Origin of the sequence: Nissabacter sp. SGAir0207 (assembly GCF_005491205.1) — a bacterium.
Classification (GTDB): Bacteria; Pseudomonadota; Gammaproteobacteria; order Enterobacterales; family Enterobacteriaceae; genus Chimaeribacter.
Genome location: NZ_CP028035.1, coordinates 1,081,889 through 1,105,760, shown reverse-complemented (window position 1 = coordinate 1,105,760; position 23,872 = coordinate 1,081,889). Strand labels below are relative to the sequence as shown.

Below are 23,872 nucleotides of genomic sequence, written 5' to 3'. Positions count from 1 at the left end.
GAATCCCATTACTTAAGGTGAAACCCAGACGATTACGCACCGCACGGGGCTTTCATTTGCCAGCGGCCGGGCCGTACACTACCTGCCCTTTTGCCTGTTGATTGAAGATAGTGACCCATGAATGCACTCTTTCCCCTGCTGGCCGTGATGATCTGGTCGCTGAACGCCGTGGTCAGCAAAGTCGCCGCCGGTGCCATCGACCCAGCCGCCATCTCCTTCTACCGCTGGCTGCTGGCGCTGCTGGTGCTGACGCCCTTTGTGCTGCCCGGCCTGTGGCGCAACCGCGCGGCGGTGCGCCCGCACCTGTGGAAGCTGCTGGTGCTGGGCCTGCTCGGCATGGTGCTCTACCAGAGCCTGGCCTACTACGCGGCGCACAGCGTCAGCGCGCTGTTCATGGGCATTTTGAATGCGCTGATCCCGCTGCTGACGGTGCTGTTCAGCATTGCGGTGCTGGGGGTGGCACCGACGCGCGGCATGGCGCTGGGTGGGTTGCTCTCGTTCGGCGGGTTGGTGTGGCTGGTGAGCGGCGGCGAACCGGCGCAGCTGCTGCACCACGGCATTGGCAGTGGCGAATTGATGATGCTGGCCGCCTCCGCCTCCTACGCCTGCTATGGGGTGCTGACCAAGCGCTGGGCGATCCCGCTGCCGAACTGGCAGTCGCTCTATGTGCAGATCCTGTTCGGCGTGCTGCTGCTGACGCCCAACTTCCTCCATGCGCCTGACGTGGCGCTGACGGCGCGCAATATCCCGCTGGTGCTGTTCGCGGGCATCCCTGCCTCGCTGATTGCGCCCTTCCTCTGGATCCAGGGGGTGATGCGGCTCGGTGCCAATACCGCCTCGATCTTTATGAATCTGGTGCCGCTGTTCACCGCCGTCATTGCCGTGCTGTTCCTGCATGAGCAGTTGCACAGCTACCACCTGATTGGCGGCGGCGTCACGCTGCTGGGGGTGTTCCTCGCCCAGCGCCTGCGCACGCCGCTGTTGCGTCCGGCGCGCTGACCGGCGGTCGGCGGCTGCGGCGCATCAGCCCAACGCCGGCCAGCATCATCCCACTGCCCAGCGTTTGCCACGCCGTCAGCGTCTCGCCGAGCAGCAGCCAGGCGATGATGGCGGTGAAGACCAGCTCCAGCGACAGGATCAGGTTCGCCACCGCCAGCGGCAGGTGCTTCAGGCTGAGGTTGTAGAGGCCAAAGCCGAGCAGCGTCGGCCCGGCGGCCAACAGCAGCAGCAGCCCCCAGCCGCCCCACGCCACGCCCCCCTCGCCCCGCGACAGGAACAGAATGTCCCCGGAGAGCGGCCCGGCCAGCGCCGGGAATTGCCCCGCCAGCCCATTGAACAGCAACTGGTAGAGTGCCGCGAAGGCGAAGACGTAGCAGAGCGTGCCCCACTCCGGGCAGCCACGCTGGCTCGCCAGCCGACCGCACAGCGCATAGAGGGTGGAGCCAACGCCGGTCAGGATGCCGATCGCCAGCCCAAACAGCCCGCCCATCGCCGCCGATTCGGTGCCACCCAAACTGACCAGCGCACAGCCGAGCAGGCTGACTGCAATAATCAGTAGCTGGCGGCCGCTCAACCGCTCACCAAAACAGGCCCAGCCCAAAAACACCGTAAAGCCCACGGAGAAGTAGCTAAGGATGGTGGCGACCGAGGCACCGTTGAGCATGATTGAGCAGGTCCAGAGCGCGTTGAACAGCGCCAGCACCAGCCCAAACAGCGCATAGAAACGCAGCTCCCGCCAGCCCGGCCGCAGCCATGCCGGGCGTCGCCAGAGCAGCACCGGGCAGAGCACCAGCGCCACCAGCGCCGCGCGCCAGAAGGCCAGTACCAGCGCGGGCAGGTGGTAGCGCTCTGTCAGGATGCGGATAATGATGGCGGTAAAGGCCAGCAGGAAGGCGCTCAGCGCTGCCAGGGAGAAACCGTGGCGCGCGGGCGACAGCAGGCCACTTTGCGTTGCGGCAGCCGGCACGGCCGGTTCAGCGAGGGTCGACATAACATACTCATTCAGCAAGGGAAAACCAGTGTAGGAAATTTTACCCGCCCGCCCCATTCCCGCCAGAGCCACTTACCACTAATCTTAGGCAGGCCACTTTTCCCCGCAGAGGATTGCCATGCACATCGCCCTCGACCGCCACAGCGTCATCCCGCTCTATTTGCAGATAGAGGAGACGCTGCGCGCCGCCATCCTGAATGGTGCCCTTGCCGAGGGCGACAAGCTCCCCTCCACCCGGACACTGGCCGCCGAGCTGGCCGTCAGCCGCCTGACGGTTGAGAACGCCTATGGGGAGCTGGCGGCCAAGGGGTTTTTACAGGCGCGGCGCGGCAGTGGGGCCTACGTGCGCCACCCCTATGCCCCCGCCGGGACGCCCGCCACCGGCCAGCCCGCGCTGGAGACGCCGGTTGACCCCTACACCACCAGCACCTCACGCCTCGATGGCCAGCCCGACGCCCCGCTGCCGCCAGAGGTGATCAACTTTGCCGCTGGCACCGGCAACCCGCGCCTTTTTCCCCAGGAGGCGTTCCGCCGGGTGATGCACTCGGTACTGCGCCGCCATGCCGATGCAGCCTTCCACTACGGTGACTACTGCGGCTACTTTCCGCTGCGCGACACGCTGGCGCGCATCCTGTCGTTGCAGGGCATCCCGGCGCGGCCGGAGCAGATCCTGATCACCAATGGCTCGCAGCAGGCGCTGAGTCTGGTGAGCCAGACGCTGCTGCGCCCCGGCGACCGGGTGTTGGTGGAGGAGCCGACCTACGCCGAGGCGCTGACGCTGTTTGCGCTCCAGGGGGTGGAGATTATCTCCGTGCCCTGTGACCAGGATGGCATGTGCGTCGAGGCGCTACCGGCGCTGTTGGCGGCGCACCGCCCGGCGCTGATCTACACCATCCCCAACTTCCACAACCCCACCGGCCGCTGCCTGAGCGAGCCACGCCGCCGTCGGCTGGTGGCGCTGGCCGCAGCCGCCGGGGTGCCGCTGCTGGAGGATGACTTCGTGGGCGAGCTGCGCTATCAGGGCGCGGCCCTCCCCTCGCTGCGTTCGCTAGCCACGGAGGGCGAGGTGATCTACATCAACACCTTCTCCAAGATTGTGATGCCCGGCCTGCGCATCGGCTATCTGGTGGCGGAGGGCGAGCGCTACCGCCAGCTGGCCCAGCGCCGCCATGCCGACAGCTTCGCCAGCGCTGGCCTGCTGCAACGCTCGTTGGAGGCGTTTGTCACCGTCGGCAGCGTCCAGCGGCAGGTGCAGCGCGCCTGCCGCCTCTACCGTCAGCACCGGGACGTGATGGCGGCGGCGCTCCGGCGTCACTTGCCCGCGGGCTGCCACTTTGAGCTGCCGGAAGGCGGGCTGTTTATCTGGCTGCAACTGCCGCCAGAGATCCCGGTTTCACGGCTGGTGCCGCTGGCGTGGCACCAACAGGTGACCTTCGCCCGTGGCGACTGCTTCTACCGTGACCACCCGCAAGCCGATTTCACGCTGCGGCTCAATTTTGCCGCCAACACGCCGGAGCGCATTGAGGAGGGCATCATCCGGCTGGCGGAGGCGATGCGCCTTTGCCAGATGCAGGCGCAAACTGGGGAGGGAGTAAGCGATCGGCCGCCATTGATGATTTAATCGACATTCATCACTATCCGTGATGGGTACAGGTTGGTATCATTCGCCCTGACACTGCCGCGCCCCGGTTCTCCCCCCTCGCGCGGCCGCAGGCTTACATTCGCAACAAGGATCCCCACGCTATGCAACCACTGAGCGGCCACGGCCTTCCCCCGGCCAGCGACCGGCCCTTGCCCACGGCCAGAACCGGGCAGCCCTCGTCTGATGCCCTGCCGCTCACCCCTGCACAGCGCACCACCCTGGAGAAGCTGGTGGTGAAGATTATGGCCCTGACGCCGATGAAACCGGCGGAGCTGTGGGCCAGCCTGCGCCATGACCTGCGCGTGCCGGACGAGCAGGAGATCAGCGCTGGCCAGTTCCCGCAGGCGGAGCACAATTTGCAGGCGCGGCTGAGCAGCGCGCAGGAGAGCCACGCCAGCCGCCAGTTGCTGCAACAGCTGACCGAGCTATTGCCGCTTGGCAATAACCGTCAGGCGGTGAGCGACTTTATCCGCCAGAGTTTCGGCCATACGGTGTTGAGCCAGCTGAGCCACGCCCAGTTGCAACAGGTGCTGGCGCTGATCCAGTCCGGCGAGCTGACCATTCCCGCGCCGCAGCAGACGCCAGTCACCGATCGCCCGATGCTGCCAGCGGAGCAGCACAGCCTGCAACAGCTGGTGGCGCGCCTGAGCGCCGTCACCGGCGAGAAACCGGCCAAGCTGTGGCACGACCTGTTTACTTTGGCCAGCGTCGCCACCACCGACCCGATGCCCGCGCGCCACTTCCAGCTGGCGACCCACTATTTGCAGGCGCGGCTGACCCTCAGCCAGCAGGCTGCCCCCACCCTGCACACCCTCCATGCCGCGCTCAAGCAACCGGCCAGCGAGACGGAGCAGCGCCAGCTGGCGGAGTATGCGCAGGCGCAGTTCCAGGCTGGGCCACTGACGCCGCTGACGCAGGCACAGGCGCAGGATCTGCTCGGCCAGCTGTTTGGCCCGCGCGTAGATCGCAGCGCCACCTCCAACGCGATGGTGCAGCCGCTGGCCCCGCCGCCGCTCAACCCGCTGATCGCCCTGCTGCCGCCCGGCCTGCGCGGCTCCGCGGGCGCGCCGCTGCTGTTCGTCGCCCTGCTGGTGCTGTTGCTGATGCTCTGGCTGGTGGCCTAGCCGCGTAGCGCCAGCAACCCCCAGCCGGCCAGCGCGCTGAGCAGCAGGAACGGCAGGGAGTAGAGGTGGAAGCGCCACCAGATGCGGCGGTCATTGGCCATCCGTAGCGCGATCAGGTTCGCCAGTGAGCCAATCGCCACGCCAAAGCCGCCGACGTTGACGGCGTAGGCCACCAGCGCGCTGGAGGGCACGTAGTTCATCAGCAGAATGGTGGCCGGCACATTGCTGATCACCTGTGACAGGCCAATGCCGAGCAGGTACAGCCCACCCTCCGGCAGGTGGGCGATCTGCGCGAACAGCGGGTGCAGCGGGGCCAGTTCCACCAACAGGCGGATGTCGATGAACATCGCGATGAACACCAGAATCAGCCCCCAGTCCACCTGCGCCAGCACCTGGCGCGCCAGCAGCAGCATTCCCACCGCCACCGCCAGCAATCCCCACGCCGCCACGCCCTGCTCCACGCAGACCAAAAACATCCCGTAGAGCAGCACGCAGCCCGCCAGTAGCCCGCGCTGGCAGGCCACCCCCTCCGGCAGGCGCACATCCTTGATGCGCCGCGCCGGGAAGCTGAACCAGGTCACCAGCAGCAGCGCCAGCAGCACGCAGGCCGCCAGCGGCAGCATCTGCCAGGTAAAGGCGGCGAAGGAGTTACCGGCGCGGCTCCACAGCAGGATGTTTTGCGGGTTGCCGATGGGCGTCAGCAGTGAGCCAGCGTTGACCGCCAGCGCCTCAAAGATGATCAGCCGCCGCACCGGCAGTGCCGACAGCTTTTTCAGCGTGATGGTGAGCGGCACCACGATAAACAGCGCCACGTCGTTGGTCATGAAGGTGGAGAGCAGCGCCGCGGCAGCCACCAGAAACAGCGCCAGCGTGCGTTCACGCTGTAAGCGGCGCATCAGCCCGCGTCCGAGCCAGTCAAAGCAGCCGCTGACCTCCACCCCCTTGGTCAACAGCAGCAGCCCCAGCAGGGTGACAATGGTCGGCCAATCCACGTAGCGCGGGAACGCCCGTACGGCGGCGGGCTGGAAGGCGGTCAGCACCGCGCCCAGCAGCAGCAGCGCCTGCAACAGGCGGTCGTGGAACAGGGCGTGGATTACGCGTTTAAACAGGGAGTTGGCCATGACGTTTCGCTCCAGAATCGGGAGTGAGAAGGTAACGCGGGCCGGGAAAAGATGCCAGTGCGGCGTACAAGGCTGGAAAGCGCCCCGCAAAAATCGCGGGGCGAGAGGGACTATTTGCGCGTCAGGCTGGCACCCCGGCTGCGAATCACCTCTTGGTACCAATTGAAGCTCTTCTTGCGACGCCGCGTCAGCGTGCCTTCGCCGTTGTCATCACGATCCACGTAGATAAAGCCGTAGCGCTTGGACAGCTCCGCCTTGGAGGCGCTGACCAGATCGATTGGCCCCCAGCTGGTGTAGCCCAGCACCTCGACGCCATCCTCCATCGCCTCGCCCACCTGCACCAAGTGGTCATTGAGGTACTGGATGCGGTAGTCATCATTGATGCTGCCATCCGCTTCCAGTTTGTCTTTCGCGCCCAGCCCGTTTTCGACGATGAACAGCGGCTTCTGGTAGCGATCCCACAGCATGTTGAGCAGGATGCGCAGCCCCTCCGGGTCAATCTGCCAGCCCCACTCCGAACTGGCCAGATGCGGGTTCGGCACCATGTTCAGGATGTTGCCGCGCATCTGCTGGTTCAGCGCCTCGTCGGCGGTGACGCAGCCGGACATGTAGTAGCTAAAGGAGATGAAATCGACGGTCGATTTCAGCGTCTCGCGATCCTCCTCGGTGATCTCCAGCGCCACGCCCTGTTCGCGCAGGTAGCGGGTCATGTAGGAGGGGTAGTAGCCGCGCGCCTGCACATCGCCGAAGAAGAGCCAGTCACGGTTCTGGCGCTGGGTCGCCAGGACGTCGGCCGGGGCGCAGGAGAGCGGGTAGAGCAGCCCGCCAAGCAGCATGTTGCCGATGCGGCCATCCGGGATGATCTCATGCAGCGCCTTCACCGCGGCGGCGCTGGCCACCAGCTGGTGGTGGATCGCCTGATAGATCTCGCCCTTGCTGCTCTCTTTCGGCAGGCCGACGCCGGTGAATGGCTCGTGCAGCGCCATGTTGATCTCATTGAAGGTCAGCCACAGCTTCACCTTGTGGCGGTAGCGCTCAAACACCGTGCGCGCATAGCGGGTGAAGAAGCCGATGGTTTTGCGGCTGCCCCAACCGCCATAGTTTTTCACCAGCCCGTAAGGCATCTCGTAGTGCGAGAGGGTCACCAGCGGGGTGATGTTGTGCGTCGCCAGCTCATCGAACAGGCGATCATAGAAGGCCAGCCCGGCCTCGTTTGGCTCCGCCTCATCGCCCTGCGGGAAGATGCGCGTCCAGGCAATGGAGACGCGCAGGCAGGTGAAGCCCATTTCGGCGAACAGCGCGATGTCTTCTGGGTAGCGGTGGTAGAAGTCGATCGCCACGTCCTTGATGCCGTGGTCGCCCTCATGGCGCTCAACAATCTCGCCGAAGATGCCGTGCGGCTGCAGATCGGAGGTGGAGAGGCCCTTGCCGTCGGTCAGGTAGGCACCTTCAACCTGATTGGCGGCAATCGCCCCGCCCCATAGAAACTCCTGCGGAAATGCATTTTTCATGGTTCTCTCCTTACTGTTCATCAATGAATGACCGTCAGCAACGGCGTTTGCTGCTGGATCGCGCCACTGCGGGCGCAGAGCACATCCGTAAACTCATCGCTGTTGCTCACCAGCATCGGCGTGGTGAGGTCGTAACCCGCCGCGGCAATCGCCTGACGGTCGAAAGTCAAAAGCAGGTCGCCAGCGGACACCCGGTCGCCCGCCTTAACGTGGGCGGTGAAGTGCTGGCCATCCAGCTTAACGGTGTCGATGCCGACATGGATCAGGATCTCGCTGCCGCCCTGCGAGGCGATGCCGATGGCGTGGCGGGTGGCGAACAGCGAGGCGACCTCCCCATCCACCGGCGAGGTGACGCGCCCCTCTTGCGGCACGATGGCGATCCCCTTGCCGAGCAGGCCGCTGGCGAAGGTTTTGTCCGGCACCTGCTCCAGCGCCACCAGCGTGCCGCTCATCGGGCTGAGCAGCGTTTCGCCCTGCCCAACCGGCGGCGCGGCCGGTGTGGCCGCCGGGGCCGCTGGCTCCGCCACCGGGGCGGCAGGTGCGGCGGTGGCACGCGGTTCGCCAAAGGCCATCGTCATCAGTGTCGCGAAGACCAGCGCCAGCACCGCACCGGCGGCACCCGCCCAGACGGTGGCGTCAAGGCCAGTTGGTGGGATGATCTGTGCCAGGGTAAAGATGCTCACCAGTCCGAAGGAGTAGACCTTGGTCTGGAAGAAGCCAATCAGCGCGCCGCCGAGCGCCGCGCCAAGGCAGCCGAAGATAAAGGGGCGCTTGGTCGGCAGCGTGACGCCATATACCGCCGGTTCGGTGATGCCAAACAGCGCGGCGGTGAAGGCCGATCCAGCCAGCCCACGGCGCTTCTGGTCACGGCTGCGCAGCAGCACGCCCAGCGCCGCCCCGGCCTGCCCCAGCACCGCCGGGATCAACAGCGGGATCATGGTGTCATGGCCCAGCACGCTGAGGTTGTTGATCATCATCGGCACCAGCCCCCAGTGCAGCCCGAAGATCACGCACACCTGCCAGAGCGCGGCCAGCACCGCGCCCGCCAGCCACGGGGCGAAGGCATAGATTGACTGGAAACCGCTGGCCAGTTGCTGGCTAAGCCAGGTGGCCGCCGGGCCAATCACCAGGAAGGTGAGCGGCACCGTCACCGCCAGACAGATCAGCGGCGTGCAGAAGTTACGGATATTGCTGTGCAGCCGTGGGTGCACCTGCCGCTCAATCCAGCAGCTGATCCAGGCGGCGAACAGAATCGGGATCACCGAGGAGCTGTAGTTGATCAGCGTCACCGGCAGGCCGAAGAAGGTGAAGGGGGCACCGGTGCCGTCAATCTCCCCCTGAAAGGCGGCCAGCATCATCGGGTGCATCAGCGCGCCGCCAATCGCCATGGTGACGAAGGGGCTGCCGCCGAACTTTTTGCCAGCGGTGTAGCCGAGCACCAGCGGCAGGAAGTAGAACAGCGCATCGCCCGCCACGAACAGCACCTGATAGGTGCCGCTCTGGTCTGACAGCCAGCCGAACACCAGCGCCAGTGCCAGCAGTCCTTTCAGGATGCCGGAGGCGGCCATCAGCCCGACCACCGGCGTGAAGATGCCGGAAACCATGTCGATAAAGCGGCTGAGCAGCCCCGGCTTCGCCTCGCCCTCCGTTGGCGCAGGCGCGCCGCCCTCCTCCAGCCCGGCCTGACGCACCAGTGCCTGATAGACGTCGCTGACGTGGTTGCCGATCACCACCTGGAACTGGCCGCCGCTCTCCACCACCATGATCACGCCGGGGTGTTGCTTCAGCCCTTCGGCATCGGCCCGCGTCCGGTCGCGCAGCTTGAAGCGCAACCGGGTGGCGCAGTGCATCACGCCCGCTATGTTCTCCCGGCCGCCGACCCCGGCCAGGATCTCGCTCGCCACCTGCTGATTATCCATTGCTTCCTCTCTTCGCTGAGTGACGCCGCCGGCCGGGCAAAAAAAAACCTGAATGCCCCCTGCGGCCAGCGGGCCGTGGGAAACATTCAGGTTTTGCCCGCCTCGCGGCAGTTACAATCCTGATGCGGTGCCGCCTGGGCGACATCGCGACTATGGTGCCCGGTTAGCCGGGCAGGTGTCCCTCTTTGCGCACCCGCTCAATGTGGATGGTCAGGAACATCAACTCCTCTTTGGTCAGCGCTTGCTGGTAGTGGCTCTGCATATGCCGCCCCACCTTGCCCGCGCAGCGGTAGGCCAACGGGTAGTTGGCCTTCACGGCATCATGCAGTGACTCATCGTCGCTCTCTACCCCGGTGCGCGCGTGCATTCGCTGGGCGAAAAACTTCAGGTGGGTGACGAAGCGGTGGTAGCTCAGGGAGCTTTCGTCATAATCCAGCGCGAAGTGGTATTTGACGATCTGCAAAATCTCCTGCATCACCCGCGTCACATGCATCACCTCCGGCATGTGGCCATTGAGCTGGGCGTTGACCAGATGCAGCGCGATAAAGCCCGCCTCATCATCCGGCAACTGCACCTGCAAACGGCGGGCAATCAACGCCACCGCGTCACGCCCCAGCGCATACTCCTTGGGGTAGAGCCGGCCAATCTCCCACAGCAGGCCGTTGCGCAGCGGGGTGCCCTGCTTCTGCCGCTCAATCGCATGGTGGCAGTGATCCGCCAGCGAGATATAGAGGCTGTCATGCAGGTTGCCCAGCCGGGCGCGCGCCTGGGTGATCACCAAGTCACAGGTGGCCATCACCTCCAGCGGGATTTCGCTAAGCAGTTCGCCCAGTCGGGCGGTGAGATCGTTGCCCTTCAGCGCAAAGGTCTTCTCCACCAGCGCGGCATTGACCGCTTCGCCCGCCTGCTTCTGGAAGCCGATGCCGCGGCCCATCACCACCTGTTCCTGCCCGTGGCCATCCAGCACCACCACGACATTGTTATTGAGTATTTTGGCGATTTGCATGTCCGTGCCCTGAAAACAAAAAAACCCGACCGCCCGGCAGATGCCGTTCGATCAGGTCTTGCCTGCTGCCGCAGTCACAATCCTACTGTCGCCAACCTATCACATTGCTGAATCGCATCAACGTAACGAATTCAAAAACGTGATAGATCTCTCGCCGGCCATGCCTGCGGCGGGCAACGGGCGAAAAAAAACCCGCCGTAGCGGGTTTTTTCTGCCGGGTGATTACTTGTCGAACTTGCGCATCACCAGGGTGGCGTTGGTGCCGCCGAAGCCAAAGCTGTTGGACATCACGGTGGTCAGCGCGCGCTGGGTCGGCTGGGTGATGATATCCATGCCTTCGGCTTTCTCGTCCAGCGTCTCAACGTTGATGCTCGGCGCGATGAAGCTGTTTTCCAACATCAGCAGGCTGTAGATCGCTTCCTGTACGCCCGCGGCGCCCAGGGAGTGGCCGGTCATCGCCTTGGTGGCGGAGAGGGCCGGGGTGGTGTCGCCGAACACTTCACGGATGGCGCCCAGCTCTTTCACGTCGCCCACCGGGGTGGAGGTGCCGTGCACGTTGATGTAGTCGATCGGGGTGTCCACGCCGTTCATCGCCATCTTCATGCAGCGCACCGCGCCTTCACCAGACGGGGCCACCATGTCAGCGCCGTCAGAGGTCGCGCCGTAGCCGACGATCTCTGCGTAGATGTGCGCGCCGCGCGCCAGCGCGTGCTCCAGCTCTTCCACCACGACCATGCCGCCGCCGCCTGCGATGACGAAGCCGTCGCGGTTCTGGTCATAAGTACGGGAGGCTTTTTCTGGGGTGTCGTTGTAGCTGGTGGAGAGCGCGCCCATTGCGTCGAACTCACAGGCCATCTCCCAGCACAGCTCTTCGCCGCCGCCCGCAAAGACCACGTCCTGTTTGCCGAGCTGAATCATCTCGACCGCGTTGCCGATGCAGTGCGCGGAGGTGGCGCAAGCGGAGCTGATGGAGTAGTTCACGCCGCGGATCTTGAACGGGGTCGCGAGGCAAGCGGAGACGCCAGAGGCCATCGCCTTGGTCACCATGTAGGGGCCAACGCCGCGCAGGCCCTTGGCGCGCATACCGTCGGAACCCGCCACCTGGTTGCGCGGGGAGCCGCCGCCGGAGCCGGCGATCAGGCCAGTGCGCTCGTTGGAGACCATCTCATCGGTCAGGCCGGAGTCCTTGATCGCTTCCTGCATGGAGAGGTAAGCATAGATAGAGGCATCGCTCATAAAACGCACGATTTTACGATCGATCAGGCCAGTGGTATCCAGCTTGACATCGCCCCATACGTGACTACGCATACCAGCATCTTTCAGTTCTTGCGAGAAAGTGATCCCTGAACGCCCTTCTTGCAAGGATGCCAGCACTTCCTGCTTGTTATTACCGATGCTCGAGACGATACCCAGGCCAGTAATCACTGCACGTTTCATGTAATACCTCTTCCACTTTTATAAGTCGGGATTTTGCCACGCACTCTAGCTTACAGTTGTACGCCGAACAAGTCCGATCAGCAATAGTTTGTCTATTATACGCAAATTTGCGCCGGGATCGTGACACCGTTAAAATCGCCCGCAACCCTTGAGCCATGAGTATTGCGCGTGAACCACTCTCCGATCCGCCCCGCTACCCTGACCTGGAACGAACAGGGTACACCTGTTTCCCAACAGTTTGATGACGTCTACTTCTCCAACCAGGATGGGCTGGAAGAGACCCGCTATGTCTTTTTGCAGGGCAATGGCTTCCCGGCGCGCTTTGCCAGCCACCCGCGCCGCCGCTGCGTGGTGGCGGAGACCGGCTTTGGCACCGGCCTCAACTTCCTGACGCTGTGGCAGGCCTTTGACCGTTTCCGTCAGGAGAACCCGCAAGCCCCGCTGCAACAGTTGCACTTTATCAGCGTGGAGAAGTTCCCGCTGTCGGTGGACGATCTGGCCGCCGCCCATGCGCGCTGGCCGGAGCTGGCGCACTACGCCGAGGCGCTGCGGGCGCAGTGGCCGCTGCCGTTCGCTGGCTGCCACCGCCTGCTGCTGGCGGAGGGCAGCGTGACCCTCGACCTGTGGTTTGGCGACGCCAACCAGTGCCTCGGCGAGGCGGATGAGAGTCTGGCGCAACAGGTGGACGCCTGGTTCCTCGACGGCTTTGCGCCCTCCAAGAACCCGGACATGTGGTCAGAGACGCTGTTCAATGCGATGGCGCGGCTGGCGCGCCCCGGCGGCACCTTCGCCACCTTTACCGCCGCGGGCTTTGTGCGCCGCGGCCTGCAACAGGCGGGCTTTGCGGTGCAGCGGGTCAAGGGTTTCGGCCAGAAGCGCGAGATGCTGGTGGGCGAGATGGGCGAGCAGCCGCACGCCGCCCCTGCCGCGCCTTGGTATGCGCGCCCGGCCGCGCCACAGCCGAACGAGGTGGCGATTGTCGGCGGCGGCATCGCCGGGGCCTTGCTGGCGCTGGCGCTGTGGCGGCGCGGCAGCCGCGTGACGCTCTACTGCGCAGAGAACGAGGCGGCACAGGGCGCGTCCGGCAACCGTCAGGGGGCGGTCTATCCGCTGCTGACCGGCCAGCAGAACGCGCACGAGCACTTCTTCGCCGCGGCCTTTACCTTCGCCCGCCGCCACTACCAGCAACTGGCGGCGCTGGGCATCGATTTTGACGGCGAATGGTGCGGCGTCAGCCAGGTGGGCTTTGACGCGCGCAGCCAGCGCAAGATTGGCGCGCTGCTGGCCAGCGGTTGGCCGGAGGCGCTGGCGCAGGCACAGGATGAGGCGCAACTGGCCCAGCAGCTCGGCCTGCCCACCGGCTTCGGCGGCGTCAACTACCCGCTGGGCGGCTGGCTCTGCCCGGCGATGTTCACTCGCGCCCTGCTGGCGTGGCTGGAGACGCGCGGCGTGGCCCTGCGCACCGGACATCAGGTGACGCAGCTGGCCGCCGAAGAGGGTGGCTGGCAGCTCAGCTTTGCCGATGGCCAGCACGCGCACCACGCCACGCTGGTGCTGGCGAACGGCCACCGACTGACCGGCTTCCCGCAGACCGCTTCCCTGCCCGCTTACCCGGTGCGCGGCCAGGTGTCGCACATCCCTACCACCCCTTCGCTGCGCGCGCTGCGCCAGGTGCTGTGCGCCGACGGCTACCTGACGCCAGCTGATGCGCAGGGGATGCACTGCATCGGCGCCAGCTACCAGCGGGGCGACAGCGATACCGGCTACCGTGAGGAGGAGCAGCAGCAGAACCGCCGCCGACTGATGGCGTGCCTGCCGGACGTGGCGTGGCCGCAGGAGGTGGATGTCTCCGCTGGTGAGGCGCGCGCCGGGGTGCGCTGCGCCACCCGTGACCACCTGCCGCTGGTGGGCGCGGCCCCGGACTTCGACGCAACGCTGGCGGCCTACGGCGACCTGCCGCGCCAGCTGGCCGCGGGCGAGACGCCGCTAACCGCGCCCGCCTACGCTGGCCTGTACCTGTTTGGTGCGCTCGGCGCTCGCGGCATCAGCTCTGGCCCGCTGGCGGCCGAGTTGCTGGCGGCGCAGATCCACGGCGAGCCGCTGCCCTGCCCGACTGAGGTGCTGGCGGCGCTGAACCCGAACCGTTTCTGGGTGAGGAAGTTGCTAAAGGGGCGGCCGGTTGACGACCAACCAGCGTAATGCCAAAGAAAAAGGCCCCGGACGGGGCCTTTTTTGTCAGGCTTCTTGTTGCGCCTGAAGGTAGAGGTTGTCCCACATCGCCTGCACCAGCACCTGGTCACGCGGGGCCAGCTCGCCAGCGTGGATCGCCTTGTTGAGGCTCTGCTCGACGCGCAGTTTCAGCGCCTGCGGCGTGTGCTCGCCATTCTCTTCGGCTTCCGCCACTGCCAGGGTCAAATGACCGCGCAGGTAACCGCCCGCAAACAGTTCATCGTCACTGGCGCGGTCCACCATGTCATCAATCAGCGCCAGAATACGCGCTTCAAATTCAGCGATCATTACGTTTCCTCATTCATCAGTCGGGGGGCGGATGCCGTCCTCAGAGATCGTCCGGGTAAGGGAAATCCTCTGCACGCAGCGTTGGCGTATTGTAAAACGAATGTAACGCGTTAATAAAGCGCGCCGGACGCGCCGGGATGCCCTGCGTCAGGTGGTGCAGCACCTGCGCGCGCACTTTGCGCTGGAACGCGATGCGATCCGGCTCTACGTCGCCCTCCAGGTTGTCGCAACTGACATTGAACGAAAAGTTCGCCGCCACGCAGAACATCCACTCCAGCGACTGCGGTTTCACCTCAACCTGCTCAAACTCCGCCTGGGTCTGGGCGTCGCGGCCATCCGGGCAGTACCAGTAGCCGAAATCCACCAGCTTGCGCCGCGCCTCACCGGCGATGCACCAGTGGGAGATCTCATGCAGCGCGCTGGCGTAGTAGCCGTGGGCAAACTCAATACGGTGGTAGGGAGTCTCTGCGTCCGCCGGCAAATAGATGGGTTCCCCCTCGCCGCGCACCAGTCGGGTGTTGAACTCGTCACTGAAGCAGGCGTTGAAGATGTCGATCAATTGTTGGTAGTGGTGGGTAGTCTCTGTGTTGTTTTGCATGATGTCATCGGTTTACAGGGTCACGGGCCGGCCATCGCGCGGCCCGAAAAAGGGTGGACGCCGCTACAGGTGCGCCGTCAGCCAGTGCTGGATCTCTACCCCGTGGTTGTCATAGAGCAATTTGAGGCTCATCACCAGTGAGACCAGCACAATCATCGGCCGGATCAGTTTCTGGCCGCGCGTCAGCACCATGTGCGCACCGAGGCGCGCGCCCAGAATCTGCCCGGCCAGCATCACCAACCCAACGCCCCAGACCACCTTGCCGCCGAGGATAAACAGCAGCAGGCCGCCAAGGTTGGAGGTGAAGTTCAGCACCTTGGCGTGGGCGGTGGCTTTCGCCAGCGTGAAGCCAGAGAGCGTCACGAAGGCCAGCGCATAGAACGAGCCAGCGCCGGGGCCGAAAAAGCCGTCATAGAAGCCGACGCCGCCCCCGGCCAGCAGGCCGAACGCCAGCCCGCCGAGGCGCTGCGCCCGCTCCTCCTCGCCCAGCTTTGGCGTCAGCAGGAAGTAGAGGCCAATGCCCACTACCAACAGCGGCAAAATCTGCCGCAGCAGGTCGGCGCGCACGTGCTGCACCAGAATCGCCCCGCTCATCGCGCCCAAAAAGGTCAGCAGGATGGTGAGTTTCTGATCACTGAGTTTCACCATGCCACGGCGCACAAAGTAGAGGCTGGCGGAGAAGGAGCCGCCGACCGATTGCAGCTTGTTGGTCGCCAGCGCCTGCGCCGGTGGCACACCCACCGCCAGCAGCGCCGGTACCGTCAACAGCCCGCCGCCGCCAGCGATGGAGTCAATGAACCCCGCCACCAGCGCGACGGCGAACAGGATGCCGAGCAGCTCCGGCCCCAGCGCCAGGCCACTCATAAGGACTCCCCGAAGTGGTTATCCAGCAGCGCCTGACAGGCGCGCGGCAACGGCGGTGGCAGAGTTTTGCCCGGCGGCGTGGTGGCCGGTTTCGGCGGCAGGAACCAGCTCGCCAGCTCCGCGCCACAGCCATCGCCCGGCGGCGGCGGTGCCTGATCCTGACAATCCGGGCTGCCCGCTGGGCAGACCAGCCGTACGTGCATGTGGGCGCGGTGGGCGAACCACGGCCGCACCTTGTTCAGCCACGCACGGTCACTGCCAGCATCCTCGCACAGGCGCTTCTTGATCGCCGGGTTGACGAAGATGCGCGCCACCTGGCTATCCTCAGCGGCCAGCTTGATCAGCTGCCCAATCTGCGGCTGCCAGTGGCGATCCACCACCTGCTTGCCATCCTTCGACACCAAATCGATCGGCTGCGGTTTCAGCAATTGTTGGGACGTCCAGCGCCGGGTGGGCAGTTGCAGCCAGATGTCCACGTCCAGCCCGGACTGGTGGCTGGCGTGGCCGCTGCTAAAGCGCCCACCGGCCGCCATGCCCATGTCACCGACCAGCACCGAGCCAAGCGACTGCTGGCTGGTCTGGCGGCTGAGGCGCTGGATAAATGCCAGCAGCGTCGGGTGGCCGAAGTAGCGGCGCTGGTCAGGGCGCATCACCTGATAGTCGGCGGCCTGCAATGGCAGGGGTTGCGCACCGACGATGCAGCCATTGGCGTAGCTGCCGATCGCCTGTGGCGCGCCCGGCACCGGGTGGCCGATGGTCTGCCAAGGGGTCAGCGCCTGCGCTGGCAGCGTTGCCAGCAGCAACATGCCGGCCATCAGGCCGGCGCAAAGTGATCTGCTCATCGGCGTTACCAGCGTGGCAGTGGGGGCGTGACGTCCGCGCACTGCGCGCGCTGGCGCAGCAGGTGGTCCATCAGCACGATGGCCATCATCGCTTCCGCAATCGGCACCGCACGGATGCCGACGCACGGGTCGTGGCGGCCGCGCGTCACCATCTCCACCGCCTCACCCTGACGGTTGAGGGTACGCCCCGGCACCATGATGCTGGAGGTCGGTTTCAACGCCAGATGGGCGATCACCGGCTGGCCGCTGCTGATGCCGCCCAGCACGCCGCCAGCGTGGTTGCTCTGGAAGCCATCCGGGGTGATCTCGTCACGGTTTTCGCTGCCGCGCTTGTTCACCACCGCAAAGCCGTCGCCCACCTCAACGCCCTTCACCGCGTTGATGCTCATCAGCGCGTGGGCCAGATCGGCGTCCAGACGGTCAAACACCGGCTCGCCGAGGCCAGCCGGCACATTCTCCGCCACCACCGTCACTTTCGCACCGATGGAGTCGCCCTCTTTCTTCAGCGCACGCATCATCTCGTCGAGCGCCTCAATCTTCGCCGGATCCGGGCAGAAGAAGGGGTTCTGCTCCACCTGCGCCCAATCTTTCAGCTCGCACTGCACGTCGCCCATCTGCGCCAGGAAGCCGCGCACCTGCACGCCGTGCTTCATCTGCAAATATTTCTTGGCGATGGCACCGGCCGCGACGCGCATCGCGGTTTCACGTGCCGAGGAGCGGCCGCCACCACGGTAGTCGCGCAGGCCATACTTCTGCTCATAGGTGTAGTCGGCGTGGCCGGGACGGAACACATCCTTGATCGCGCTGTAGTCCTGCGAACGCTGGTCGGTGTTCTCAATCAGCAGGCCGATGCTGGTGCCGGTGGTGACGCCCTCAAATACCCCGGAGAGGATTTTTACCTGATCCGGCTCGCGGCGCTGGGTGGTGTAGCGCGAGGTGCCCGGACGGCGGCGGTCGAGGTCATGCTGGAGATCTGCCTCGGTCAGCGGGATGCCCGGCGGCACGCCATCAACGATGCAACCGAGCGCCACGCCGTGGGACTCCCCAAAAGTGGTGACGCGGAAAAACTGCCCAATACTGTTCCCTGCCATCACGGCTCCTTACTTTTGATTTTGGTTCTGTGGTTGGCCCGCTGGCCCTGCCGCGCCGGGGAGGCGCGGCGTGGCGCTTACGAGCGGTACATCGCGAAGTGCGCGTGGCAATCCACCAGCTGCTGGCGGGTCAGGGTGAAGACGCCGTCGCCGCCGTTCTCAAACTCCAGCCAGGTGAAGGGGATGTCCGGGTACTGCTCCATCAGGTGCACCATGCTGTTGCCCACTTCGCACACCAGCACACCCTCGTCGCTGAGGTAGTCCGGCGCGCAGGCCAGGATGCGGCGCACCAGCTTCAGGCCGTCGCTACCGGCCGCCAGCCCCAGCTCCGGCTCAAAGCGGAACTCCTCAGGCAGGTCGGACATGTCCTCCTCGTCCACATAGGGCGGGTTGGTGACGATCAGGTCGTAGCGCAGCGGCGGCAGCGCGCGGAACAGGTCAGAGCGGATCGGCGTGACCTGCTGCTCAACGCCATGCTCCTGGATATTGCGCTCCGTGACCGCCAGTACATCTTCGGAGATGTCCACCGCGTCCACTTCCGCTTCCGGGAAGGCGTAGCTACAGGCGATGGCGATGCAGCCGCTGCCGGTGCACATGTCGAGCACATACTGCGGCGGCTCGCTCAGCAGGCCGCTGAAGCGGTTGTCGATCAGCTCGCCAATCGGCGAACGCGGCACCAGCACGCGCTCGTCAACATAGAATTCCAGCCCGCAGAACCAAGCCTTGTTGGTCAGGTAGGCGACCGGCACCCGCTCATTGACGCGGCGGATCACCCGCTCAACGATGCGGTGGCGCTCGCTGGCAGTCAGGCGCGCGCCGCGCATGTCCTCCGGGATGTCCATCGGCAGGTAGAGGGTTGGCAGCACCAGCTGCACCGCCTCGTCCCAAGCGTTGTCGGTGCCGTGGCCATAGTAAAGGTTGGCCGCGTTGAAGCGGCTGACGGCCCAGCGCAGCATATCCTGAATGGTATGCAGCTCACTGACGGCTTCGTCGACGAAAATCTTGTCCAAAGTGTTCTCCCACGCTGCGGCGGTTCTGGCCGCCGCCTTACAAAATGCCGACTAGTGTGCCATGAAGCGGCCGACAAATCAGCAGCTATAGTCACAGCGGCAAACACGCCGCCACGCCCGGCCAGACATTTGCCGCCGGAGCAGGTAAACTCCGGGTTACTTTCTCTGTCAACGACGGTTTCCACGACCCACATGAAGAACCGATACCCGCTTACCAGCGAAGAGCAGCAGCTGTTCCGTGAGGCCCTGAGCGGCACCAAACGGCTGCACAATGACACCATCATGCACCCGCCGAGCCGCCAGAAGGTGAAGGTCGCGACGCCGAAACGGCTGTTGCAGGAGCAGGTGGATGCCACCCACTACTTCTCGGATGAGTTCCAGCCGCTGCTGGAGAGCGAAGGCCCGGTGCGCTATGTGCGGCCCGGCGTCGATCATTTTGAGGTGAAGAAGCTGCGGCGCGGCGACTATACGCCAGATCTGTTCCTCGACCTGCACGGCCTGACGCAGCATGAGGCGAAGCAGGAGCTGGGGGCGTTGATCGCCGCCTGCCGCCGCGAGCATGTGCACTGCGCCTGCGTGATGCATGGGCACGGCAAACATATTTTGAAGCAGCAGACGCCGCTGTGGCTGGCGCAACACCCGGATGTGATGGCGTTCCATCAGGCGCCCAAGCTGTTTGGCGGCGACGCGGCGTTGCTGGTGTTGGTGGAGCTGGCGCAGTAGCGGGAGGGAGGCCGGCGGACGCCGGCCGGGGGCATCAGACGCGCGCCATCACCTGCGCGGGGCTGAACTGCCAGTCATACGTCCCTTTGCCGCTGTCGGCATCCAGGGTGACGCTGGCGATCGCGGAGGTAGCGAACATCGGCGGGCACTCGCCGGGGCAGAGCTCGGCCACCAGATAACCCACCAGCGGCAGGTGCGACACCACCAGCACCGTGGAGACGCCCTCTTTCGCCAGCGCCTCGAGGTAGCAGGCCACCAGCCCGGCGTCGCCGCCGGGGGTCAGTTCGGAGAGCACATCCTCATCTTCCGGCAGCGTCAGCGTGCCGCGCACGGTGGCCAGCGTCTGTTCAGCACGCAGATAGGGGCTGACCAGCACCCGGTCAATGTTCAGCGGTTTGGCATTCAGCCAGGCCGCCATCTGTTGGGACTCTTCACGGCCACAGGGGGTAAGCGGTCTTACCGCATCGCTGGCGGCCTCAAGGGCAGCCTCGCCGTGACGCATAATCAAAACTTGCATAGTGCACCGTTTTTGTTTGACAAAATAACGCCATACAGGAAACGCGTCGCGTGCTGTATCGCTGTCTTCCCCTCTCTCCAGAGGGCAACCCTTTAACGATAACGCGCCGTCTCTTCTATGGCGGCCGGGCATTTTGCCTCAAAGTTGACACAAAGAAAATGCTGTTTTTTAGAGCAACCCACGGGTGGGTCGGCAAGTACTGGTTATTTAACCACCAATTCAACATTTTATTCACGGCTGCGCGCCGCGCAAAGTTTTGTAAAAACGACGTTCTTTGCCAGATGGCCTCTCTGTTTACGGTAGTCCTCCCCTCTCCGGCTGTACAGCCTGTGCCGGGGGCAAGAGGGCAAGCAGTGATCGCCGTCACTAAATGCTTTAATCATCACCGGGTTGGCCGCAGAGTTGCATAGCATGTTACGCCTCTGGGTAGAAACGCTGCGCCTGCTCGGCCATCGTCACCAGCCGCTCACAGGGCGTGAAGCGATCGCCGTAGCGCGCCGCCAGCGCCCGCAGGTCGGCCACCACCGGCCCGGCCCCACGTTGGTCGAGATAGCGGAACGGCCCACCGAGGAACGGCGGGAAGCCGATGCCAAACACCGCCCCAATGTCGCCGTCACGTGCGCTACGGATCACCTGCTCATCCAGACAGCGTACCGCCTCATTGAGCATCATCAGCACGCAGCGCTCAGCGATCTGCTGCTCCGACAGCCGCGACTGCGGCGTCACGCCCAGCAGCCGGTAGACCGCCGGGTCGGGCTGTTTACTGCGCTTTACCAACGGCAGCGTGCGCGTGGGGTAGAGGTAGAAGCCCCGGCGGTTCTTGCGCCCCTTGCGCTCATCTTTCAGTAGCGCGTCGAACGCCTCTGGCGCGGCAAAACGCGGCCCCAGCTCGCGTACCAGCACCGGCACGATTTTGGTGCCGACGTCGATCCCCACCTCATCCAGCAGCATCAGCGGGCCAACCGGGAAGCCAAAGCGCACCAGCGCCCGGTCGATGCGATCCACCGGCTCCCCCTCCAGCAGGCAGCGCGCCGCCTCATTAATATAGGGTGCGAGGATGCGGTTGACGTAGAAGCCAGCGCGATCCGCCACCACAATCGCCGTCTTGCCCTGACGGCGCGCCAGATCCACGGTGGTCGCCAGGGTGCGCGCGTCGGTGCCAGCGTGGGGGATCACCTCCACCAGCGGCATCTTCTCCACCGGGCTGAAGTAGTGCAGCCCAATCACCTGCTGCGGGCGCTGCGCGCCCTCGGCAATCTGCGCAATCGGCAGCGAGGAGGTGTTGGAGGCGAAAATGGTGTGCGGCGCGGCGTGCTGCTCCACCTCCGCCACCATCTGCTGCTTGAGCGCCAGATCCTCAAACACCGCCTCCACCACCAGATCAAGGTGCGCGAAGCCGCGGTAGTGGGTGTCGCCGGTGATCAGCATCATCTGCCGGCCGCGCTCGGCGGCGGTGAGCCGCTTGCGCGCCACCTGCTTGCTGAGCGATGCCCAGCTGGTCTGGAGCGCGTGGCCAATCCCCGCCGGGGTGATGTCTTTGATCCGCACCGGCAACTGGGCGCGGGTGGCGGTGACGCTGGCGATACCGCCGCCCATCAGCCCACCGCCCAGCACGCCGATGCGCGCCAGCGGGGCTGGCTCCGCCGCGCTGGGTGGCGCTTTTTTCAGTGCAGTGCTGGCGAAAAACAGGCTGCGCAGCGCCGCTGACTCCGGCGTCATCGCCAATTCGCCGAAGGCTTGCGCCTCGGCGGCGTAGCCGCTGGTACTGCCCTCCTCCAGCCCTTTGCGCACCACCTCCAGCACCCGCTCCGGTGCCGGGTAATTGTCCTGGGTTTTGGCACGCGTCTGGCGGCGCACCAGCGAAAACAGCAGCCTTTTGCCGAGCGGCCCGCCCAGCAGCCGTTCGCGCCACGGCAGCGGGCGTGAGGCGCGCCAGCCGCGTTTCACCTGCGCCGCCGCGCTCTCCAGGAGGATGGAGGCCGGTACCGCGTCATCCACCAGCCCCAGCTTTTGCGCCTGACGGGCGCGCAGGTGGCGGCCAGTGAGGATCAGCTCCAGCGCCTTGCTGGCCCCCACCAGCCGGGGCAGGCGCTGGGTGCCGCCGGATCCGGGCAGCAGGCCAAGTTGCACCTCTGGCAGGCCAATCACCGTTTTGGGGTCGAGGGTGCAGATGCGGTAGTGGCAGGCCAGCGCCAGCTCCAGCCCGCCGCCAAGGCAGGGGCCGTGGATCGCCGCCGCCACCGGCACCGGGAAGGCGGCCACCTGCGCCATCGTTGCCTGCCCCTTTTTCGCCAGCCGGGTCGCCTCGGCGGCGCTGCGGCAACCGGCAATCATGCCGATGTCCGCGCCCGCAATAAAGGAGTCGGGCTTGCCGGAGATGATCACCAGCCCCTGCAAACCGGGCTGGCGCTGCGCCTCGTGCAGCACCGCCACCAACTGTTCGGCAAACTCCGCCTTCAGGGTGTTCATGGTTTCGCCCGGCACGTCGAGGGTGATCACCCCGACGCCGTCCGGCCGCAGCATAAAGTGGAAAGCCGACGGCGCGGCGTGGCCCTCGTGCACCGGCTCCGGGCTGGCCGGCTGGGGAGTGGCGTCAAGGCTCATCAGGCAATCTCCAGAATCATGGCCGCGCCCAGCCCGCCCGCCGCGCAGGCGGTGGTCAGGCCCAGCGTGCCGCCACGGCGGCGTAGCTCATGCAGGGTTTGGGTGATCATGCGCGCGCCGGTGGCGGCGAAGGGGTGGCCGTAGGCGATGGAGCCGCCCAGCACGTTGAATTTTTCCGGGTCAACCTCGCCCAGCGGCTGTGGGCGCTGGAGTTTGTCCCGCGCGAAGGCGGGGCTGGCGAACATCTTCAGGTTCGCCAGCGTCTGGGCGGCGAATGCCTCGTGCATGTCCACCAGATCCAGATCCGCCAGTTGCAGGCCAGCGCGCTCCAGCGCCAGCGGCGTGGCGTAGGCCGGGCCGAGCAGCATATCCTCCCGCACGTCGATGGCGGTGAAGGCGTAGCTGCGCAGATAGCCAAGCGGCGCCATGCCGAGGGCGGCGGCGCGTGACTCGCTCATCAGCAGCACCGCCGCCGCCCCGTCGGTGAGGGGCGTGCTGTTGGCGGCGGTGACGCTGCCGTGCCGCCGGTCAAAGGCCGGGCGCAGCCGGGCGTAGTCCTCTGGCTTGGATTCGCGGCGGATGTTGTTGTCCTCCACCAGCGGCGTGCGGTAGGGCGGCACGTGAGCCGCCATCACCTGCTCGCTGAGCAAGCCATCACGCCAGGCCGCCGCCGCCAATTGGTGGGAGCGGTGCGCCAGCGCATCCTGTGCCTCGCGGCTGATGCCGTGGCTTTTCGCCATCTGCTCAGCGGTGTCGCCCATCCGCAGGCCGGTGGAGTACTCCGCCACCGCTGGCGGCACCGGCAGCAGATCACGCGGCCGCAAGCGGCTGAACAGCTTGAGTCGCTGCGACAGGCTGCGCGCCTTGTTGGCGTCCACCAGCGTGCGCGCCAGCGCCTTGCTGACGCCGATCGGCAGCACTGACGAGGAGTCCGCGCCGCCAGCGATGCCCACCTGCACGGTGCCCGCCAGAATGCTCTCCGCCACGTTGGCCACCGCCTGGAAGCTGGTGGCGCAGGCGCGTGACACGCTGTAGGCGTCGGTGGCGGTGCTCATGCCGGTGCCGAGCACAATTTCGCGCGCAATGTTGGGCGCTTCCGGCATCTGCACCACCTGGCCGAACACCAGCTGGTCAATCACCTGCGGATCCAGCCCGCTGCGCGCCAACAGCTCGCTGACCACCATTTTGCCGAGATCCACGGCTGGCACGCCGTGGAATGCCGTTGCCTGCCGGGCAAACGGCGTGCGCAGGCCATCCACGATCGCGATGCGGTCGCCGCTCCGCGTGACCAGCGGTAACACCTTTCCCATAGTCGCTCCTGAACAAGAGATGCGGGCCGCCTGCGTTAACAGGTCA

The 23,872-nt window shown here is 65.5% G+C and carries 20 protein-coding genes; 5 read left to right on the top strand and 15 right to left on the bottom strand.

The annotated features are described in order from the left end of the window. Nucleotides 1–117 precede the first annotated feature (117 nt). Nucleotides 118–999, top strand: a complete 882-nt coding sequence (locus tag C1N62_RS04865; RefSeq protein WP_137762563.1) for a DMT family transporter — start codon at nucleotides 118–120, stop codon at nucleotides 997–999. Here C1N62_RS04865 and C1N62_RS04860 read toward each other — a convergent pair. Beyond that, a complete protein-coding gene (locus tag C1N62_RS04860; RefSeq protein ID WP_137762562.1) occupies nucleotides 935–1,990 on the bottom strand; it encodes a DMT family transporter in 1,056 nt (351 codons plus the stop codon). The two genes, C1N62_RS04865 and C1N62_RS04860, sit on opposite strands and share 65 nt — an antisense overlap. A 118-nt stretch (nucleotides 1,991–2,108) precedes the next feature. Between C1N62_RS04860 and C1N62_RS04855 the strand changes: the two genes are divergently transcribed. Beyond that, nucleotides 2,109–3,611: a PLP-dependent aminotransferase family protein gene (locus C1N62_RS04855; protein WP_137762561.1), complete on the top strand. Its 1,503-nt coding sequence runs from the start codon at nucleotides 2,109–2,111 to the stop codon at nucleotides 3,609–3,611. Nucleotides 3,612–3,733: 122 nt separating this feature from the next. After that, a complete protein-coding gene (gene flk, locus C1N62_RS04850) occupies nucleotides 3,734–4,756 on the top strand; it encodes a flagella biosynthesis regulator Flk (protein WP_137762560.1) in 1,023 nt (340 codons plus the stop codon). Here the strand turns inward: flk and C1N62_RS04845 are convergent. The 5 genes from C1N62_RS04845 to fabB form a co-directional block, all read right to left on the bottom strand. After that, nucleotides 4,753–5,877, bottom strand: a complete 1,125-nt coding sequence (locus tag C1N62_RS04845) for an SLC13 family permease (RefSeq protein WP_137762559.1) — start codon at nucleotides 5,875–5,877, stop codon at nucleotides 4,753–4,755. The genes flk and C1N62_RS04845 overlap by 4 nt on opposite strands. A 110-nt stretch (nucleotides 5,878–5,987) precedes the next feature. Continuing rightward, nucleotides 5,988–7,388 (bottom strand): glycoside hydrolase family 1 protein, encoded by a 1,401-nt coding sequence (locus C1N62_RS04840; RefSeq protein WP_137762558.1) that lies wholly within the window; start codon nucleotides 7,386–7,388, stop codon nucleotides 5,988–5,990. 20 nt (nucleotides 7,389–7,408) lie between these two features. Next, nucleotides 7,409–9,307, bottom strand: a complete 1,899-nt coding sequence (gene bglF / locus C1N62_RS04835) for a PTS beta-glucoside transporter subunit IIABC (protein WP_137762557.1) — start codon at nucleotides 9,305–9,307, stop codon at nucleotides 7,409–7,411. Nucleotides 9,308–9,470: 163 nt separating this feature from the next. Next, complete coding sequence (gene licT / locus C1N62_RS04830) at nucleotides 9,471–10,313, bottom strand: BglG family transcription antiterminator LicT (RefSeq protein WP_137762556.1); 843 nt, start codon at nucleotides 10,311–10,313, stop codon at nucleotides 9,471–9,473. A 222-nt stretch (nucleotides 10,314–10,535) separates the two neighbouring features. Beyond that, nucleotides 10,536–11,750, bottom strand: a complete 1,215-nt coding sequence (fabB, locus tag C1N62_RS04825) for a beta-ketoacyl-ACP synthase I (RefSeq protein ID WP_137762555.1) — start codon at nucleotides 11,748–11,750, stop codon at nucleotides 10,536–10,538. A 168-nt stretch (nucleotides 11,751–11,918) separates the two neighbouring features. On the opposite strand from fabB, the gene mnmC reads away from it, so the two are divergent. Next, entirely contained in the window at nucleotides 11,919–13,949 is a 2,031-nt protein-coding gene (mnmC, locus tag C1N62_RS04820; RefSeq protein WP_137762554.1) for a bifunctional tRNA (5-methylaminomethyl-2-thiouridine)(34)-methyltransferase MnmD/FAD-dependent 5-carboxymethylaminomethyl-2-thiouridine(34) oxidoreductase MnmC, read from the top strand. Nucleotides 13,950–13,985: 36 nt separating this feature from the next. Here the strand turns inward: mnmC and C1N62_RS04815 are convergent, their stop codons facing one another. The 6 genes from C1N62_RS04815 to prmB all read right to left on the bottom strand — a co-directional run bounded on the left by C1N62_RS04815 (nucleotide 13,986) and on the right by prmB (nucleotide 18,672). Further along, the gene (locus C1N62_RS04815) at nucleotides 13,986–14,267 is read right to left on the bottom strand and encodes a YfcL family protein (RefSeq protein ID WP_137762553.1); all 282 of its coding nucleotides are present in this window, start codon (nucleotides 14,265–14,267) and stop codon (nucleotides 13,986–13,988) included. A gap of 40 nt (nucleotides 14,268–14,307) precedes the next feature. After that, nucleotides 14,308–14,865, bottom strand: a complete 558-nt coding sequence (locus C1N62_RS04810; RefSeq protein ID WP_137762552.1) for an elongation factor P hydroxylase — start codon at nucleotides 14,863–14,865, stop codon at nucleotides 14,308–14,310. Nucleotides 14,866–14,928: 63 nt separating this feature from the next. Next, nucleotides 14,929–15,729 (bottom strand): sulfite exporter TauE/SafE family protein, encoded by an 801-nt coding sequence (locus C1N62_RS04805; protein ID WP_137762551.1) that lies wholly within the window; start codon nucleotides 15,727–15,729, stop codon nucleotides 14,929–14,931. Then, complete coding sequence (gene mepA / locus C1N62_RS04800) at nucleotides 15,726–16,544, bottom strand: penicillin-insensitive murein endopeptidase (protein WP_137764905.1); 819 nt, start codon at nucleotides 16,542–16,544, stop codon at nucleotides 15,726–15,728. Before mepA ends, C1N62_RS04805 begins: the two co-directional genes overlap by 4 nt. Nucleotides 16,545–16,576: 32 nt before the next feature. After that, the gene (aroC, locus tag C1N62_RS04795; protein WP_137762550.1) at nucleotides 16,577–17,662 is read right to left on the bottom strand and encodes a chorismate synthase; all 1,086 of its coding nucleotides are present in this window, start codon (nucleotides 17,660–17,662) and stop codon (nucleotides 16,577–16,579) included. Nucleotides 17,663–17,739: 77 nt separating this feature from the next. After that, the gene (gene prmB, locus C1N62_RS04790; protein WP_137762549.1) at nucleotides 17,740–18,672 is read right to left on the bottom strand and encodes a 50S ribosomal protein L3 N(5)-glutamine methyltransferase; all 933 of its coding nucleotides are present in this window, start codon (nucleotides 18,670–18,672) and stop codon (nucleotides 17,740–17,742) included. A gap of 192 nt (nucleotides 18,673–18,864) precedes the next feature. On the opposite strand from prmB, the gene smrB reads away from it, so the two are divergent. Then, nucleotides 18,865–19,395, top strand: coding sequence for an endonuclease SmrB (gene smrB / locus C1N62_RS04785; RefSeq protein ID WP_137762548.1), 531 nt, complete (start codon nucleotides 18,865–18,867; stop codon nucleotides 19,393–19,395). A gap of 34 nt (nucleotides 19,396–19,429) precedes the next feature. Here the strand turns inward: smrB and sixA are convergent, their stop codons facing one another. From sixA to fadI, 3 genes are all read right to left on the bottom strand, one after another. Continuing rightward, a complete protein-coding gene (gene sixA / locus C1N62_RS04780; RefSeq protein WP_137762547.1) occupies nucleotides 19,430–19,912 on the bottom strand; it encodes a phosphohistidine phosphatase SixA in 483 nt (160 codons plus the stop codon). A gap of 414 nt (nucleotides 19,913–20,326) precedes the next feature. After that, the gene (fadJ, locus tag C1N62_RS04775) at nucleotides 20,327–22,516 is read right to left on the bottom strand and encodes a fatty acid oxidation complex subunit alpha FadJ (RefSeq protein ID WP_137762546.1); all 2,190 of its coding nucleotides are present in this window, start codon (nucleotides 22,514–22,516) and stop codon (nucleotides 20,327–20,329) included. Continuing rightward, nucleotides 22,516–23,826 carry an acetyl-CoA C-acyltransferase FadI gene (gene fadI / locus C1N62_RS04770; protein ID WP_137762545.1) on the bottom strand — a complete coding sequence of 437 codons (1,311 nt, stop codon included), beginning with the start codon at nucleotides 23,824–23,826 and terminating at the stop codon, nucleotides 22,516–22,518. The genes fadJ and fadI overlap by 1 nt, the downstream gene beginning before the upstream one ends. Between the last annotated feature and the right edge of the window lie 46 nt (nucleotides 23,827–23,872).

Coding starts and splice junctions, on each gene's coding strand:
- C1N62_RS04865 (WP_137762563.1), top strand. CDS start 118: ATGAATGCACTCTTTCCCCTGCTGGCCGTGATGATCTGGTCGCTGAAC.
- C1N62_RS04860 (WP_137762562.1), bottom strand. CDS start 1,990: ATGTCGACCCTCGCTGAACCGGCCGTGCCGGCTGCCGCAACGCAAAGT.
- C1N62_RS04855 (WP_137762561.1), top strand. CDS start 2,109: ATGCACATCGCCCTCGACCGCCACAGCGTCATCCCGCTCTATTTGCAG.
- flk (WP_137762560.1), top strand. CDS start 3,734: ATGCAACCACTGAGCGGCCACGGCCTTCCCCCGGCCAGCGACCGGCCC.
- C1N62_RS04845 (WP_137762559.1), bottom strand. CDS start 5,877: ATGGCCAACTCCCTGTTTAAACGCGTAATCCACGCCCTGTTCCACGAC.
- C1N62_RS04840 (WP_137762558.1), bottom strand. CDS start 7,388: ATGAAAAATGCATTTCCGCAGGAGTTTCTATGGGGCGGGGCGATTGCC.
- bglF (WP_137762557.1), bottom strand. CDS start 9,307: ATGGATAATCAGCAGGTGGCGAGCGAGATCCTGGCCGGGGTCGGCGGC.
- licT (WP_137762556.1), bottom strand. CDS start 10,313: ATGCAAATCGCCAAAATACTCAATAACAATGTCGTGGTGGTGCTGGAT.
- fabB (WP_137762555.1), bottom strand. CDS start 11,750: ATGAAACGTGCAGTGATTACTGGCCTGGGTATCGTCTCGAGCATCGGT.
- C1N62_RS04815 (WP_137762553.1), bottom strand. CDS start 14,267: ATGATCGCTGAATTTGAAGCGCGTATTCTGGCGCTGATTGATGACATG.
- C1N62_RS04810 (WP_137762552.1), bottom strand. CDS start 14,865: ATGCAAAACAACACAGAGACTACCCACCACTACCAACAATTGATCGAC.
- C1N62_RS04805 (WP_137762551.1), bottom strand. CDS start 15,729: ATGAGTGGCCTGGCGCTGGGGCCGGAGCTGCTCGGCATCCTGTTCGCC.
- mepA (WP_137764905.1), bottom strand. CDS start 16,544: ATGGCCGGCATGTTGCTGCTGGCAACGCTGCCAGCGCAGGCGCTGACC.
- aroC (WP_137762550.1), bottom strand. CDS start 17,662: ATGGCAGGGAACAGTATTGGGCAGTTTTTCCGCGTCACCACTTTTGGG.
- smrB (WP_137762548.1), top strand. CDS start 18,865: ATGAAGAACCGATACCCGCTTACCAGCGAAGAGCAGCAGCTGTTCCGT.
- sixA (WP_137762547.1), bottom strand. CDS start 19,912: ATGCAAGTTTTGATTATGCGTCACGGCGAGGCTGCCCTTGAGGCCGCC.
- fadJ (WP_137762546.1), bottom strand. CDS start 22,516: ATGAGCCTTGACGCCACTCCCCAGCCGGCCAGCCCGGAGCCGGTGCAC.
- fadI (WP_137762545.1), bottom strand. CDS start 23,826: ATGGGAAAGGTGTTACCGCTGGTCACGCGGAGCGGCGACCGCATCGCG.